Source organism: Bernardetia sp., assembly GCF_020630935.1.
In the GTDB taxonomy this organism is placed as follows: Bacteria; Bacteroidota; Bacteroidia; order Cytophagales; family Bernardetiaceae; genus Bernardetia.
The window spans coordinates 31,571-46,625 of the sequence record NZ_JAHDIG010000021.1 but is presented as its reverse complement, the minus strand read 5'-3'; the positions used below and the strand labels follow the sequence as shown (position 1 = coordinate 46,625).

At 35.4% G+C, this 15,055-nt stretch carries 13 protein-coding genes; 11 read left to right on the top strand and 2 right to left on the bottom strand.

Annotated features, from left to right (window positions below):
* Positions 1-24 precede the first annotated feature (24 nt).
* Both QZ659_RS07865 and QZ659_RS07860 read left to right on the top strand, forming a co-directional pair.
* Positions 25-867: a hypothetical protein gene (locus QZ659_RS07865; protein ID WP_291724530.1), complete on the top strand. Its 843-nt coding sequence runs from the start codon at positions 25-27 to the stop codon at positions 865-867.
* Positions 857-1,627: a hypothetical protein gene (locus QZ659_RS07860; RefSeq protein WP_291724527.1), complete on the top strand. Its 771-nt coding sequence runs from the start codon at positions 857-859 to the stop codon at positions 1,625-1,627. Before QZ659_RS07865 ends, QZ659_RS07860 begins: the two co-directional genes overlap by 11 nt.
* Positions 1,628-1,632: 5 nt before the next feature.
* On the opposite strand, the gene uvrB is transcribed toward QZ659_RS07860, so the two are convergent.
* Positions 1,633-3,663: an excinuclease ABC subunit UvrB gene (uvrB, locus tag QZ659_RS07855; RefSeq protein WP_291724523.1), complete on the bottom strand. Its 2,031-nt coding sequence runs from the start codon at positions 3,661-3,663 to the stop codon at positions 1,633-1,635.
* A 282-nt stretch (positions 3,664-3,945) separates the two neighbouring features.
* Here uvrB and QZ659_RS07850 point away from each other — a divergent pair, with 282 nt between their 5' ends.
* Positions 3,946-6,060 (top strand): LysM peptidoglycan-binding domain-containing protein, encoded by a 2,115-nt coding sequence (locus tag QZ659_RS07850; protein ID WP_291724520.1) that lies wholly within the window; start codon positions 3,946-3,948, stop codon positions 6,058-6,060.
* A gap of 11 nt (positions 6,061-6,071) precedes the next feature.
* A complete protein-coding gene (locus tag QZ659_RS07845) occupies positions 6,072-6,413 on the top strand; it encodes an MGMT family protein (protein WP_291724516.1) in 342 nt (113 codons plus the stop codon).
* Position 6,414: 1 nt separating this feature from the next.
* Here QZ659_RS07845 and QZ659_RS07840 read toward each other — a convergent pair whose 3' ends face one another.
* Entirely contained in the window at positions 6,415-6,747 is a 333-nt protein-coding gene (locus QZ659_RS07840; RefSeq protein ID WP_291724513.1) for a hypothetical protein, read from the bottom strand.
* A 247-nt stretch (positions 6,748-6,994) separates the two neighbouring features.
* Between QZ659_RS07840 and QZ659_RS07835 the strand changes: the two genes are divergently transcribed.
* The 7 genes from QZ659_RS07835 to argC all read left to right on the top strand — a co-directional run bounded on the left by QZ659_RS07835 (position 6,995) and on the right by argC (position 14,951).
* Positions 6,995-7,795 (top strand): isochorismatase family protein, encoded by an 801-nt coding sequence (locus tag QZ659_RS07835; RefSeq protein ID WP_291724510.1) that lies wholly within the window; start codon positions 6,995-6,997, stop codon positions 7,793-7,795.
* Positions 7,796-7,921: 126 nt separating this feature from the next.
* Positions 7,922-8,086 carry a hypothetical protein gene (locus tag QZ659_RS07830; RefSeq protein WP_291724507.1) on the top strand — a complete coding sequence of 55 codons (165 nt, stop codon included), beginning with the start codon at positions 7,922-7,924 and terminating at the stop codon, positions 8,084-8,086.
* A gap of 501 nt (positions 8,087-8,587) precedes the next feature.
* Positions 8,588-11,482, top strand: coding sequence for a leucine--tRNA ligase (locus tag QZ659_RS07825; RefSeq protein ID WP_291724504.1), 2,895 nt, complete (start codon positions 8,588-8,590; stop codon positions 11,480-11,482).
* 192 nt (positions 11,483-11,674) lie between these two features.
* Positions 11,675-11,803 carry a hypothetical protein gene (locus tag QZ659_RS07820; RefSeq protein WP_291724501.1) on the top strand — a complete coding sequence of 43 codons (129 nt, stop codon included), beginning with the start codon at positions 11,675-11,677 and terminating at the stop codon, positions 11,801-11,803.
* Between the two features lie 178 nt (positions 11,804-11,981).
* Positions 11,982-12,683 (top strand): GNAT family N-acetyltransferase, encoded by a 702-nt coding sequence (locus tag QZ659_RS07815; RefSeq protein WP_412728040.1) that lies wholly within the window; start codon positions 11,982-11,984, stop codon positions 12,681-12,683.
* Positions 12,667-13,863 carry an argininosuccinate synthase gene (gene argG / locus QZ659_RS07810; RefSeq protein WP_291724497.1) on the top strand — a complete coding sequence of 399 codons (1,197 nt, stop codon included), beginning with the start codon at positions 12,667-12,669 and terminating at the stop codon, positions 13,861-13,863. Before QZ659_RS07815 ends, argG begins: the two co-directional genes overlap by 17 nt.
* 104 nt (positions 13,864-13,967) lie before the next feature.
* The gene (gene argC, locus QZ659_RS07805) at positions 13,968-14,951 is read left to right on the top strand and encodes an N-acetyl-gamma-glutamyl-phosphate reductase (protein WP_291724494.1); all 984 of its coding nucleotides are present in this window, start codon (positions 13,968-13,970) and stop codon (positions 14,949-14,951) included.
* Positions 14,952-15,055 lie beyond the last annotated feature (104 nt).

Here is a 15,055-nt window from a genome sequence, read left to right as displayed (position 1 = left end):
TGATACACCTAAAATAAATACTTCATGAAATTTATTAAAAAATTAAATCCTTTACACCCCATTTTGCCATCTTTATGTTTACTGATTGCTTTTGCTTGGATAGGATACGATAGTTTTTTTAAGGAGAAATATACGGAAGAAGAGAAAATGTATTTTGGTGATGCGATTGGAGGAGTTGAAGGCTTGTATGCAATGTACCATAGTGATGCTTACAATCTGATACGTAATATGAGTTGGGACTTTGAATATGAATATTGTTTGAGAGGGTCGTATGTGAAAATTGGAGGAGGAGGAAAAAAGTTGGGTGATTTTGTGAATAAACTTGTTGATGAAAACTTTTATGATATTAATTTTTCAGAAGAAATACCTATCAAGCATGTCTTTGAATCTTATATTGAGGAAGCTAAAAAGCTAGATATTCTCTTAGCAGAAAAGTATAAAAATTTTGAATTAGAACATGGACTTTCAGATAAAGAAATCAATCAAGTTTATTTTTCTCATGACAGTGTACAAAGTATGTATCATTTGGCTAGATTTAAAATGCAGTTAGCAAAAATGTATCATGATGACATCGAACTATTAATAAGGCATCGTATTGAGAAAATAATAAAAGAAAAAACAAGTAATCCTCATATCGCTCCTTATATAGGAGATAAGACTGGAGAGATATACCTACACATAACTTTTCCCTTTGATACGCTTCATACAAGAATTGTTTTTCCAAAGGAAGTAATAACTCAATTTGATAAAAAGGGACATTTGATAATTCCTTCTTCACTAAGAAATAGAAACTCTGAAATAGGAGTTAGAATTAATTGTTCAGAATCAGATACTACTTATTATTACAAAGAAGAATATGAAAACTAAATTATACACATCGCTTTTTTTATGGCTCACTTTCATAATTTTGATAGTTTCTTATTCTTTAGAAAATCAAGAGGAAGAGTTAAAAGCTATTGCTATTACGAAGATGATTGTGTTGAATACACATAAAGAATATTATGATAAAGAAATTAACAATGCCGAAGAGCATATAAATGTTTTTAGAAATCATCCTAGATATAGAAAAGTACAAGACACAATAGAGATGGGTAGAGTTTTGATAGATTCTATGTTTGAAAATGGAGAAATTCAAACTGAAGTAATAATGCCTTTTTTATATAAAAGCTTTCAAGATAAGTGGAATCAATATGCTTTAAGAGGGTTACCAAAACTAATAGGGAAGTACAGAGGAGAGAATGAAATTTTGAAGCAGATTCATCCAGTAGCAAATTATCAGTTTTATTATAAACATCTATACAACCACCATGATTTATTATATGGTGGTATTCTATGTGGCTTTAATATAAATTTAGTGAGGAAGTCAAGTGATACAACTTTTGCATTACAGCCAACAGGATTTCCATTTCTTCATCATACGAAAGAACCTATATGTACAATTCAATCAGCTGATGATAATATACAACAGGATTACTATTGGAAATTGTCTTACAACAAAAACTCTACAGAACCAGTTATCTTTCAAGTCAATATCTATACAAAAACAGACACGATAAGGAAACGCTACAAAATAAAACCACCAAAAGGGAGAAAATTAAAGCCTTATGATTATGAAGAGATAGAATAAAATAATTACCCTTCATTCACTTTCTCCTCTCTCAAACTCTGCAATTCTTGCCATTCGTCTCTGAGTCTTGCAGCTTCCATAAAGTTGAGTTCTTTGGCTGCTTTTTCCATTTTCTTCTTGGTTTGGTCAATGACTTTTGTGAGTTCTTTTACATCCATTGCCTTAATAATTGGGTCAATCACAACAGACATTTTGGTTTCTTCATAAAACTCCTTAGGTAACGATTTGGCATCAGCTACCGAAGTTTGTTGCATAATTGCCTCCTTCGATTTGAAAACAGTTGTTGGTGTAATGCCGTTGGCTTCATTATATTCTTGTTGAATTTTACGGCGACGGTTAGTTTCATCTATCGAAAGGCGCATGGAAGGCGTGATTTTATCAGCATACATAATTACGTGTCCGTTGGAATTACGTGCAGCACGTCCAATAGTTTGAATAAGTGAGCGTTCATTTCTCAAAAAGCCTTCTTTATCAGCATCTAAAATGGCTACTAAAGAGACTTCTGGCAAGTCCAATCCTTCTCTAAGCATATTTACACCAATCAGAATATCAATCACACCCAAGCGCAATTCTCTAATAATTTCTATCCTATCTAAAATTTTTACATCAGAGTGAATATAACGCACTTTCATTTGCAGTTTTTCAAAGTATTTGCTCAGTTCTTCTGCCATTCGTTTTGTAATGGTCGTAACTAATACTCTCTCTCCTCGTGCTACCGTTTCATCAATTTCATTGAGAAGGTCATCTATTTGAGTACGTGTCGGACGAACTTCAATGAGTGGGTCAAGCAAGCCAGTAGGTCGGATAATTTGTTCTACCACAACGCCTTCACTTTTTTGTAGCTCATAATCAGCAGGAGTAGCTGTAACGAAAACAGTTTGATGAGTGAGTGCTTCAAATTCATTGAAGGTAAGAGGACGATTATCTAAAGCAGCAGGCAAACGAAAACCGTGGTCGACAAGCGCAATTTTGCGTGAACGGTCGCCTCCCCACATCGCACGAATTTGTGGAACGGTTACATGGCTTTCATCAATGATAAGTAAAAAATCTTCTGGAAAATAATCTAACAAACAAAACGAGCGTTCTCCTGCTTTTCTGTTGTCAAAATAACGTGAATAATTCTCAATACCAGAGCAATAACCGAGTTCTTTCATCATTTCCAAATCTGATTCAGTGCGTTCTTTTATGCGTGCAGCTTCCTCAAATCTTCCATCATTTTCATAAAAACGAATACGGTCTTCTAAGTCAATTTCTATCTGTTCCATTGCCCTTGTAATGGTGTCTTTGCTCGTTACAAACAAACTGGCAGCAAACAAAAGCATATAATCTTCGTCATTGATTTTCTTTCCTGAAACTGGGTCTATGCGCTGAATTGCCTCAATTTCATCGCCCCAAAAATAAATTCTATATGCAATATCAGCGTAAGCAGGATAAACATCTACGGTGTCTCCTTTTACTCTAAATGTTCCTCTTGCAAATTCTTCTTCGCTTCGGCTATACATAATAGCTACCAAATCTAATAAAAATCCGTTTAGAGAAATTTGGTCGCCTGTACTGATTTTGAGACTATTTTCTGCAAACTCATTCGGGTTTCCCAAACCATAAATACAAGAAACCGAAGCTACTACCACTACATCTTTTCTCCCAGAAAGAAGGGCTGCCGTCGTACTTAATCGCAATTTTTCGATGTCTTGATTAATGGCTAAATCTTTTTCGATATACGTATCCGATGCTGAAATATAGGCTTCTGGCTGATAATAATCGTAATAAGAAATGAAATACTCAACGGCATTGTCTGGAAAAAACTGTTTAAACTCTCCATAAAGCTGTGCAGCTAATGTTTTGTTATGGCTAATGATTAGCGTCGGACGGTTGATTTTTTCAATCACATTTGCCATTGTAAAGGTTTTTCCAGAACCTGTTACGCCCAAAAGCACTTGTGAAGGTTCGTCATTTTCAATGCCTTTTACGAGAGCTTCAATGGCTTGAGGTTGGTCACCTGTTGGTTTGTAGGGAGAATCTATACGGAATTTCATTTTCAGTCTTCAGTTATCATTATTCAGTCATTAGTAAACAGTTACCAGTAACCAATAGAATATTTTTTTTAGTCTAAACAAAGATAACTAACTCAAAGGAAAATGTTTTTTGGAATAGTTAAAAAATTAGAAGGCTTAATATCAACTTTAAAGTTTAAGTGGTTGTCAATCGTTGGAAAAAAACAAAGTTTTTAATTTTCTATTCCCAAAAAACAAAAAAATATGTATCTTACCACTAGAGTTGATAAAGCTCCTATTTTTTAAGCACCACATTATTTTTGTATGGCAACTTATCACACAGTACAGAGTGGCGACACACTTTGGGGAATTTCTAGGCAATATCAAATTTCAGTAGATGATATTCGTAGGCTCAACAACATGACAGACTCTAGCCTATCCTTAGGACAACGTTTACAAGTTAGTGTATCTGCTCCTGTCTATTCTGGAGGGAATACGGCTGTTGCTTCCTCTCCAAATGCTACCTATTATACTGTACAAGCAGGAGATTCGCTATGGAGAATTGCCACCAAGCATAATGTTTCTGTCAATGAAATAAAGGCTTTAAATAATCTTACTTCAAATGCGCTTTCTCTTGGGCAGCAACTAAAAATAAGTGGTGGAAGTTCGTTTGTAACACCTACACCAACCATTCAAACCAATTCACCAACAGTCGTACAAGCTCCAGTTTTTACACCTCGTCCGAGTTATGTGGTACAAGCAGGAGACAGTATGTGGAGAGTTTCACAAAAAGTAGGTGTTTCAGTGCAGGATATTAAAAGCATTAATAATCTAACAAGTAATATTCTGCGTATTGGTCAGATGCTTTACTTAGAGGAAAAACCAGAAGTTGCTTCTAGTGCTGCTCCAGTTTCTAATCCACAGCCTACACAAGCACAACCAAAAATTATTTATCATACTGTGGTGGCTGGAGATTCGCTTTATCGTATTGCAATGGCGTATAATGTTTCGGTTCAAGATATAAAGGAAAGTAACGGACTTAGCTCAAATGCACTCTCTCTTGGGCAGCGTCTTATGATAACGAAAGAAGTTAAAACAACAAATTATGGCTCTTCTTCTTCAAACAGTTCAGGTAGTAGCAGCAATGTAGATACAAGTATTGGAAGTGGAAAGAGCGATTCTTCTTCTTCTGTATCTGAAACAGGAAACTTCTCAAAATACGAACAAAATAAAAAAGCAGTTATCAATCTTGATGCAATAAATGGCGTTCAGATTTTTGGTTCTGGACTTTCTGCAAGTGTTGGACGTGGTGGAGCAAACCGTCAAGCAGATGTAGAGAAAGTGCAACGCCGTTTTGTTCAGTTAGATTATATGACTTCTGTGGCTGGTCTTTCGCAGATTCAAGCAACTATTTCAGCTATTGATAGATTCCAACAAAGAAATAAAATTGATTGGTGGGCTAGTAAATCTAGTCTGATTGGTGCATCTGGCTATTCCAGAGGACTTATAAATCCAAATGATGTTACCTACAAACTTCTCAGAGAACATACTACTTACAATATTACCTATAAAGACCATAGAGGCAACTTAGAAAGAGTTAGTTTTTCCAATTTTGTTAGAAGTAATTATAGTGTCTATCCGTACGGAATATCTTATTCAGGTACAGTGGTTCATGATATTCCAGCTTCGTATTATGAAAGCGTTGGACTTTCTCGTCAACTAGCTGAAGCCTTAGAGTTTGTTTCTAAAAATGAAGGCAAATTTGATGCTATCAATAGCTACGATAAAGCTGCTTTCTCTTTCGGATTTATACAGTTTGCTGGAGAAACAGGAGGAGGAACATTCCCAAATATGATGGCTCTTATCAAAGACCGAAACCCATCACTCTTTGAGGAAGCCTTTGGAAGATTTGGTATTGATGTAGAATACACATACAAAAATGACAAATACGAACCTGCTAGTATGGTAGTTTTTACTCCAGATGGCAAGCGTTATGTAGGAACAGATGCAGAAAAATATATTCGTGCCGATAAAGTCTTGCATGGAGTGTTTGTGAGAGCAGGACAAAATATAGAAGTAGCAAAATTGCAAGTATTGGCAGCCGTACAAGAGTATGTAAAACCAGCCTTGAGAGCTAAAATTTCATTGAATGCAAATGGAGTTTCTGTAAACCGTGAGCCTGTAACTGACTTCATCAATTCAGCAGCAGGAATAACTGTCTTGATAGATTTAGCTGTTAATCAAGGGCTTACAGGAGCATTGCGTATTTTTGCACCTGCCATAGAAAAAGTAGCTCGCCAGACAGGAATTACTTCACTAGCAGCACTAAAAAATATTGATGAAAGACGTGTTATTCAGACGATTGTAGCTGATGCTACGGATTCAAGAGTTCGTACTCGTCCTCAAAAAGTGCTTGATGCAGGAATTAGTTTTAGCTAAAAAACAACATAATGAAATCTACTTTTCAAAGTGATGTAATTGATGTAGTATTGCAAATTCCTAAAGGGCGAGTAACGTCTTATGGAGCAATTGCAAAGTTTTTAGGACACACACGAGGTGCAAGAATGGTCGGTTGGGTAATGAATAACTGTGTCAAAATCAATGAGGAGCGAAATATTAAAATTCCTGCACATAGAGTCGTCAATCGCAATGGACTGCTGACAGGCAGACATCATTTTGAAACGCCTACCAAAATGCAGGAACTCTTAGAAACTGAAAATATAAAAGTAGAAAATGACCAAATTCAAGACTTTGAAAGTATATTTTGGAATCCACAAACTGAACTTTTATAACTTATTTCTTTCCAGATTTCCAACCATGATTTCTGTGTCTTCCTTGTCCGTATTTTGATTCTTTTGGCGTGAAAAGACGTATAAAAAAGTTTCCTCGTTTGCCCTTAAACTTTGAACCTTCGTGATAGTGCGACATTCTGACTTTACAAGTTGGGTCAGGACATTTTTTAGCTTTCTTTTTCTTCTTTCCTTGCTGTTCACTGGCTTGGTCTTGTTGTTTATTGCTTCTGCATGAAGTTATACTTCCAGTAAAAAGAAATAACGAAACGAGTAATAATAAAAAAGAGAAATTTTTTCTAAAAAAAATGAGGAAAGACGAAGGCTGAAATTTCATGGAATTTTATTTTTTTGATATTGCTAATACTTGCCGTTGTTGATGTCCCCACCAACGACCAATAAATAACTTTATTTTATTATAAAAATTAGTTCAAAAATCATACAATTAGACTAAAAAACTAATTTTATTGAGAAATTTTGGCAAAAAACAAACCTTAGTGTATTTTTTACGTTATCCCTAATAAGTTTACCTCAAATTAGCCATTGTCTGTGTCTTTACAAACAATATTTAAACTATAAAAATAATGGAAAATAAAAATGCCCTTCTCATAATTGATGCACAATACGACTTTTGTAATCCTGATGGAGCTTTATATGTTCAAGATGCCGAACACGATATTGAACGTCTTTCAGATTTTATTACAAAAAATGCAACTGAACTTAATCACATTTGCGTAACGCTAGACAGCCACCCAGTAAATGATATTTCACATCCTTCTTTTTGGAGAGACAGAGATGGCAACCCACCTAATCCATTTACTCAAATTACATTAAAAGAGGTAGAGGAAGGCAAATGGATTCCTAATTTCTATGAAAATGAAACAAAAGAATATCTAAAAAAACTAGAAGCACAAGGCGAATTTCCTCATTTTATTTGGACGCATCATTGCTTAATTGGTTCGAAAGGAGCTGCACTAGATGAAACACTTTCAGAAGCTCTCCAAAAATGGATAACCATAAATAAAGAACAAGGCAAGTATAAACAATATAAAGCTGTTACGAAGGGAACATATCCACTTACTGAACACTTTGGTATTTTTCAAGCACAAATTCCTGTCTCCAACCGACCAGAAACACAGCTCAATCAATCACTTTTAGACTCTTTAAATCAGTATGAAAATGTCTATTTAGCAGGACAGGCCAAATCACACTGTGTCGCTACAAGTCTAAAACAAATCTTAGATAATGCACCAGAACTTGCTAAAAAAGTAATCGTCTTGGAAGATTGCATGTCTGATATTCCAAATATGGGGCATTTGGGAGAGCCTATTTACAAGAGAGCAAAAAAAATGGGCGTTCAGTTTAAAAAGAGTAATAATGTATAACTTTAATTTTGTTAAAATTAAAAAAAGGTACATTTAATTTTTGATATTGTGATTATATGTAGTAATATTACAATGTCTAAATAAAGACAATTTTTATCAAATTATTAATTTACAACTTTTTCTATAATGAAAAATCTTAAGAAAAAATTCGGAAAATTTGCTATATCAACAGCAAAAGAAAAAAAAATAAAAGGAGGAAATGTAAACAATCCTGACTGTTGGCATTACATATGTCCAAAAGGAGGACACTATTTTCAACAACCAACAGGACTAGATGCTGAGTGTTGTTAAGAAAATACTCTCATAATCATTTCAATTGTAAAGAGGCTGTCCGAAGAGGTCAGTCTCTTTTTTTATAGTAGCATTTTTTAAAAAAAGTTTGAGCCTAATAAAAAATAATGGGTGTACGACAAAAATCCCCTTTTTTTTTATATCAAAAAAATAGCTTTTATATTTCGTTGTGTTGCAAATCTTAAAGTAAACTAGGGTGATCAATTCTAGAAATATGATGTTGCGCTGTAACTTTTTACTTTACTTTCTATCATAGAAAATACATTTTTATTAGCTTTTATGTAAAACACAAGTTGCAGAGCAAAGTTCTGTTGGATAGAATAAAACAGCACGAAAAGTAGAGTTGCAGCCAACAAAATATTGAGTGTTTTGTAAACAGGAAAATTTGTCGTACACCTAAAATTATTATGTTAAGAAATCTTAGTACCTTTGAACTATTATTGGTCAAAAAACCTTTGGCTTACAGAAAATTAGAAACAAACAAGTAAAAATACGCTACCAATGGAATATAATCCACGTTTCATAGAGCCCAAATGGCAACTTAAATGGGAAGAAAATGAAGTCTATAAAGTTGAGAATGACAAGACAAAACCAAAATATTATGTCTTAGATATGTTTCCTTATCCTTCTGGAGCAGGATTACACGTCGGACACCCACTTGGTTATATCGCCTCTGATATTTTGAGTCGTTTCAAACGCCAAAAAGGATTTAATGTCCTTCATCCAATGGGTTTTGATTCATTTGGTTTGCCTGCCGAGCAGTATGCTATCGAAACAGGGCAACATCCAGCTATCACGACAGCGCAAAATATTCAGACCTTCAAATCACAGTTTAACAAAATTGGTTTTTCATTTGATTGGTCAAGAGAAGTTCGTACTTCTAATCCAGATTATTACCGTTGGACACAGTGGATTTTCAAGCAGCTTTTTGAATCATTTTATAATAACGAAACAGATAGAGCAGAAGAAATCCAAAAACTTATCACACTTTTTGAGCAAAACGGCAATGAAAAAGTAGATGCAGCTTGTGATGAGGATACACCTTCATTTACAGCAGAAGAATGGAAAGGTTTTTCAGAAAAAGAACAGTCTGATATTCTTTTAAAATATCGTTTGGCGTATAAGTCAGAAGCGATTGTAAACTGGTGTGCAGAACTAGGTTCTGTATTAGCACACGATGAAATAAAGGACGGACTTTCAGAACGTGGAGGTTTTCCTGTCGAAAGAAAAAAAATGCCTCAATGGATGATGCGTACTACGGCGTATGCCGACCGTTTGCTCAAAGGTTTGGACGAAGTAGATTGGTCGGATGCGCTCAAAGAAATGCAAAGAAATTGGATTGGAAAATCGTATGGAGCAGAGCTTAGTTTCCAAATTGAAGAAAACCCAGCAAATAATAAAAGTGAGGAACTAACAGAACTTACTGCCTTCACTACTCGCCCAGACACAATTTACGGAGTTACGTATATTGCCCTTGCGCCAGAACTTGAAATTATAGATGAGCTTACGACAAGCGAGCAAAAAGCAGCCGTAGCAAATTATGTAAGTTATGCCAAAAACCGTTCGGAGCGTGAACGCCAAGCCGAAGTAAAAACAGTTTCAGGTGTCTTTACAGGAAGTTATGTTATCAATCCTATTTCTGGAAAAAGAACGCCTATTTGGGTGGCAGATTATGTACTTTCTGGCTATGGCACAGGCGTTGTGATGGGTGTTCCTTCCTCTGATGAGCGTGATTTTCGTTTTGCTACTCATTTTGGTTTGGAAATCGTTAAAGTGATTGAAGAGACAAAAACGGACGAAAACGGAAAAATAGAAGAAGCCTACACAGAAAAAGAAGGTACAATAGTAAACTCTGATTTCCTCAACGGAATGTCTATCAAAGAAGCAATTCAAGCAGCAATTAAAAAATTAGAAGAGAAAAAAGCAGGCACAGGAAAAGTAAATTTTAGATTACGTGATGCTGCTTTTGGTCGTCAGAGATATTGGGGAGAACCAATTCCAATTTATTACAAAGAGGGTATTCCTCATTCGCTTCCAGATTCTGAATTGCCTTTAATGCTTCCCGAAGTGGATAGTTATCGCCCAACGGCAGAAGGAGAACCTCCTTTGGGACGTGCAGAAGCCTTCAACTATCAAGGCAAATATCCTTATGAACTCACGACAATGCCGGGGTGGGCAGGTTCTTCTTGGTATTTCTTACGTTATACTGACCCTCAAAATATGCGTGTTTTTGCTTCCAAAGAAGCTGTTGATTACTGGAATCAAGTAGATGTATATGTAGGTGGCGCAGAACACGCCGTAGGACACTTATTGTATTCTCGTTTTTGGACGAAGTTTTTACACGATAAAGGCTTTTTAAATTTTGATGAACCGTTTAAAAAGTTAGTTAATCAAGGAATGATTCAAGGAAAATCATCTTTGATTTATAGAATTAATGGTTTCCAAGTTTATTTGAGCGAAGGAATTTATAAGCAAATCAAAAAACTCAAATCTGATGCTGAGAAAGTAGAAGGCATCAATCAGATTGCAGGACACGAAGCAATTCCAGCACACACAGAAGTTAATATTACACCTCTTCATGTTCCTGTTAGTATGGTAAAAGATGATGTTTTGGATATTGCAAAATATCAAAAATTCAGACCAGAGACAGAAAATGCAGAGTTTATAAAAGAGGAAAACGGTACATTTATTTGTGGTTCGCAAGTAGAAAAAATGTCGAAACGTCTTCACAACGTTGTCAATCCAGACGATGTAGTTTCAGAATACAGTGCCGATGCGCTTCGTTTGTATGAGATGTTCCTTGGGCCTTTAGAATATTCTAAACCGTGGGATACAAGTGGAATTGATGGTGTACAGAAGTTTTTACGTAAAGTGTGGAGACTTTTCTACCACGATAATGGCGATTTGGCTTTAAATGATGAAAAACCAACAAAAGACGAGTTCAAAACACTTCACAAAACCATCAAAAAGGTAAGCGAAGACATCGAACGCCTTTCAATGAATACGTGTGTGAGTACGTTTATGATTTGTGCCAACGAACTAACTTCAATGAAGTGCCATAAGAAAGAAATCTTAGAGCCATTTTTGGTCGTTCTTTCATCTTTTGCTCCACACATCACGGAAGAGCTTTGGCACGTTGCTTTAGAAAAAAATACATCTATCATAAAAGCTGAATATCCAAACTACAACGAAGAGTATTTGAAAGAAAGTGAGTTTGAATATCCAATTTCTATCAATGGCAAGGTGCGCTCAAAAATGTCTTTTGCTTTAGATACACCGGAGGAAGACATAGAAAAGCAAGTGTTGGCTACCGAAGTCGTACAAAAATGGCTAGAAGGCAAAACACCAAAGCGTTTTATTTTAGTCCCTAAGAAGATTGTTAATATTGTGATTTAATTATTTTATAATAGGTCAGAAATTCATTTTCTGACCTATTTTTTTGTCTTGACCTCAGTTTATTAAGGTCAGTCTCATTAGAGCAGACCATAAATATTATCTCTATTCTCAAAACAACTTTTACATCAAATCCCACTTTCTAAAAAATTGCTTTTGGATAAATAAAAAAACATTCCTACCTTTGTTTTTATAATGAACAAGCTAGACGCTACATATTATCCACTACAAGAGCAAAACATCGGCTCTACAACACCTGCGAAAGCATCTCGTAATTTTTTCCGACGACGACGACGCTTTTTTCGCCTTTGTGCGTCTATATAATTTTTGATAAGGTTGCGTACTTTATCAAACCACTCGTTTATTCAAACTCCTTTTAAGGCTTTTTGATTTCTTAGACTTATGATATTTTCATAGGTCATCCATTTATATATTCCTTCTTTTTTATTTTCCTTTCTGCACATGCAGTTTTGTAGGTTGTTTTTCGGCTGCTTACATCTGTATGAGCCTTATCTTCCTTTGCCTTATGATAACTATTTCTGTAACCAGTATTTTGCATCAAGCGTATGCAGAGTCTATTTGCCAAATGATTGAAGAAGCTGCCCAAGCTCGTGGCACAGGCATAGCCAAAAGAGACCCTAATTATATCCGTCAGAAAATTGTAGAAGGTAAGGCTGTTATTGCCTTGCAAGAGGAAAATATAGTGGGTTTTTGCTATATCGAAACGTGGGAAAATCAAAAATATGTAGCTAATTCGGGTCTGATTGTTCACCCCGATTTTAGAAAAACAGGTCTCGCCAAATCTATCAAAAGAGCTACCCTAGAGCTTTCCAAAAATAAATATCCACAAGCTAAATTATTTGGAATTACGACGAGCCTTGCCGTTATGAAAATCAATTCCGATTTAGGATATAAACCTGTTACTTTTTCAGAAATTACCCAAGACGATGCTTTTTGGAAAGGTTGCCAAAGCTGTAAAAATTATGATATTCTGATGAGAAATGAAAGAAAACTTTGTCTCTGTACAGGCATGATGTACGACCTTTCTACTTATCAGAACCCAAAAGAAGAACAAAAAGAGCAAAAAAATCAACGTTGGACAAACTTCAACCGCTTTCTCCGACTTCGCAGCATTCGCCTACAACGCAAATTAAAAGATTTTCCCATTTTCAAACACGTTATTTACAATGAAAACAACAAATAAAAAAGTCCTTTTAGCCTTTAGTGGAGGCTTAGACACTTCTTACTGTACTATCTATTTAGCCAAAGAATTAGGCTTAGAAGTCCATACGGCTATTGTTAATACAGGTGGTTTTTCAGAAGAAGAATTACAAGAAATAGAGAAAAAAGCCAAAAATCTAGGCTCAGTTTCTCACAAAACCATCGAAGCAAGTGAGCTTTATTACCAAAAAATAATCAAGTACTTACTATTTGGAAATGTTTTGAGAAATAATACCTATCCTCTTTCTGTGAGTGCAGAACGAACTTATCAAGCTATCAGTTTGGCAGAATATGCAAAAGAACTGGCAGTAGATTATATTGCTCATGGTAGCACAGGAGCAGGAAACGACCAAGTGCGTTTTGATTTGGTATTTCAACTGCTCATTCCCAACATAGAAATTCTTACGCCCATACGTGAGCAAAGTCTTTCAAGACAAGAAGAAGTAGAGTATTTAAAACAAAACGGTATTGATTGGGAATGGAAAAAAGCAAAATATTCTATCAATAAAGGACTTTGGGGAACAAGCGTAGGAGGAGCAGAGACACTTACTTCACACCAAGCACTTCCTAACGAAGCATTTCCAAGTCAGCTTTCTGAAACCGAGCCGAAAACAATAACCATATATTTTGAAAAAGGCGAATGTGTAGGAATTAATGATGAAAAAATGCAGCCTTTAGAAGCCATTCAAAAACTAGAACAAATAGCCAATAAATATGCTATTGGTCGTGATGTACACGTAGGAGATACGATTATTGGAATTAAGGGAAGAGTAGGTTTTGAGGCAGCAGCAGCTACAATTCTTATCAAATCTCATCATACGTTGGAGAAACATGTTCTTTCAAAGTGGCAGCAGTATTGGAAAGAACAGCTAAGTAACTGGTATGGAATGTTTGTTCATGAATCACAATATTTTGAGCCTGTTATGAGAAATATTGAATCCTTTTTAGAAGATTCACAGCAAAATGTAACAGGAAAGGTAATGGTAGAACTTCACCCTTATCGTTTCATTGTGCAAGGTATTGAATCAGATTTTGATATGATGAAAAGTAAGTTTGGACAGTACGGAGAGAAAAATACAGCTTGGTCGGGTGATGATGTCAAAGGCTTTACCAAAATACTAGCTAATCCACTTCATATTTTTAATCAACTCAATCAAAAATAAAATTTATTTCCAACCGTAAACGAGGACTAAAGCCGTCGTTTAGGATATTGTTCTGCCATTGTCGGTGTCCTCACCGACGATAAAAAACAAAAAATAAAATTCTTATGAACAAAAAATTCAAAATTGGTGTAGTGGGTGGAAGTGGCTATGTAGCTGGAGAGCTTTTGCGTTTGCTCATTCATCATCCAAATATAGAACTAGACTTCATTCAAAGTCATTCTCATGCAGGAGAGAAAGTTCAAAAAATCCATCAAGACTTGTTTGAAGTAGAAACTGTTTTTTCAAATCAAATAAATCCGAATGTAGATGTCATTTTTATATGTTCTGGACACGGAAAGGCAAAGAGTTTTTTAGAACAAAATGCGTTTTCAAACTCTACTAAAATTATTGATTTGAGTGCAGACTTTAGACTTCAAAAAGATGCGAATTACAACGATTCAGAGTTTGTCTATGGATTGCCAGAACTTAATAAAGATAAAATTCAAAACGGAAAGTACATAGCCAACCCAGGGTGTTTTGCTACAGCTATTCAACTGGCTTTGCTTCCTTTGGCAAAGGCTAAAAGCATAAAAAATGATATTCATATCAATGCTATCACAGGAGCAACGGGAGCAGGACAAAGCCATCAAACCACAACGCATTTTAGTTGGAGAAATGAAAATATTTCTGTCTATAAAGTTTTTGAACATCAACATCTTACAGAAATAAAACAATCTTTAAACAGTCTGCAAAACGATTTTGAAAAAGAACTACATTTTATTCCGATGCGTGGAAATTTCACAAGAGGAATTTTTGCAACTGTCTATACACAAACAGAGCTTTCAGAAAAAGAACTGAAAAAATTATATCAAGATTTTTATAAAGATTCACCTTTTGTGAAAATTAGCGATGCAGATATTCACTTAAAGCAAGTAGTTAATACAAATTATTGTTTGCTTCAAGTACAGAAAAAAGGCGACATGGTACTGGTTACTTCTGCTATCGATAACCTTCTGAAAGGCGCAGCAGGACAGGCTGTTCAAAACATGAATTTACAATTAGGCTTACCTCAAACAACAGGTTTACAGCTTAAAGCCTCTTATTTTTAATGGGCTGGTCGTCGGTGGAGACACCGACAACGGCGAAAATATAACAGGAGACCAAAAATGGCATAACTTGCCGTTGTTGGTGTCTCCACCAACAACTCATTTAT

Excerpts from the sequence above, each read along its gene's own strand:
- QZ659_RS07825 (WP_291724504.1), top strand. The coding sequence starts at position 8,588 with ATGGAATATAATCCACGTTTCATAGAGCCCAAATGGCAACTTAAATGG.
- uvrB (WP_291724523.1), bottom strand. The coding sequence starts at position 3,663 with ATGAAATTCCGTATAGATTCTCCCTACAAACCAACAGGTGACCAACCT.
- argG (WP_291724497.1), top strand. The coding sequence starts at position 12,667 with ATGAAAACAACAAATAAAAAAGTCCTTTTAGCCTTTAGTGGAGGCTTA.
- QZ659_RS07845 (WP_291724516.1), top strand. The coding sequence starts at position 6,072 with ATGAAATCTACTTTTCAAAGTGATGTAATTGATGTAGTATTGCAAATT.
- QZ659_RS07830 (WP_291724507.1), top strand. The coding sequence starts at position 7,922 with ATGAAAAATCTTAAGAAAAAATTCGGAAAATTTGCTATATCAACAGCA.
- QZ659_RS07840 (WP_291724513.1), bottom strand. The coding sequence starts at position 6,747 with ATGAAATTTCAGCCTTCGTCTTTCCTCATTTTTTTTAGAAAAAATTTC.
- QZ659_RS07815 (WP_412728040.1), top strand. The coding sequence starts at position 11,982 with ATGAGCCTTATCTTCCTTTGCCTTATGATAACTATTTCTGTAACCAGT.
- QZ659_RS07865 (WP_291724530.1), top strand. The coding sequence starts at position 25 with ATGAAATTTATTAAAAAATTAAATCCTTTACACCCCATTTTGCCATCT.
- QZ659_RS07860 (WP_291724527.1), top strand. The coding sequence starts at position 857 with ATGAAAACTAAATTATACACATCGCTTTTTTTATGGCTCACTTTCATA.
- QZ659_RS07835 (WP_291724510.1), top strand. The coding sequence starts at position 6,995 with ATGGAAAATAAAAATGCCCTTCTCATAATTGATGCACAATACGACTTT.
- QZ659_RS07820 (WP_291724501.1), top strand. The coding sequence starts at position 11,675 with ATGAACAAGCTAGACGCTACATATTATCCACTACAAGAGCAAAACATC.
- argC (WP_291724494.1), top strand. The coding sequence starts at position 13,968 with ATGAACAAAAAATTCAAAATTGGTGTAGTGGGTGGAAGTGGCTATGTA.
- QZ659_RS07850 (WP_291724520.1), top strand. The coding sequence starts at position 3,946 with ATGGCAACTTATCACACAGTACAGAGTGGCGACACACTTTGGGGAATT.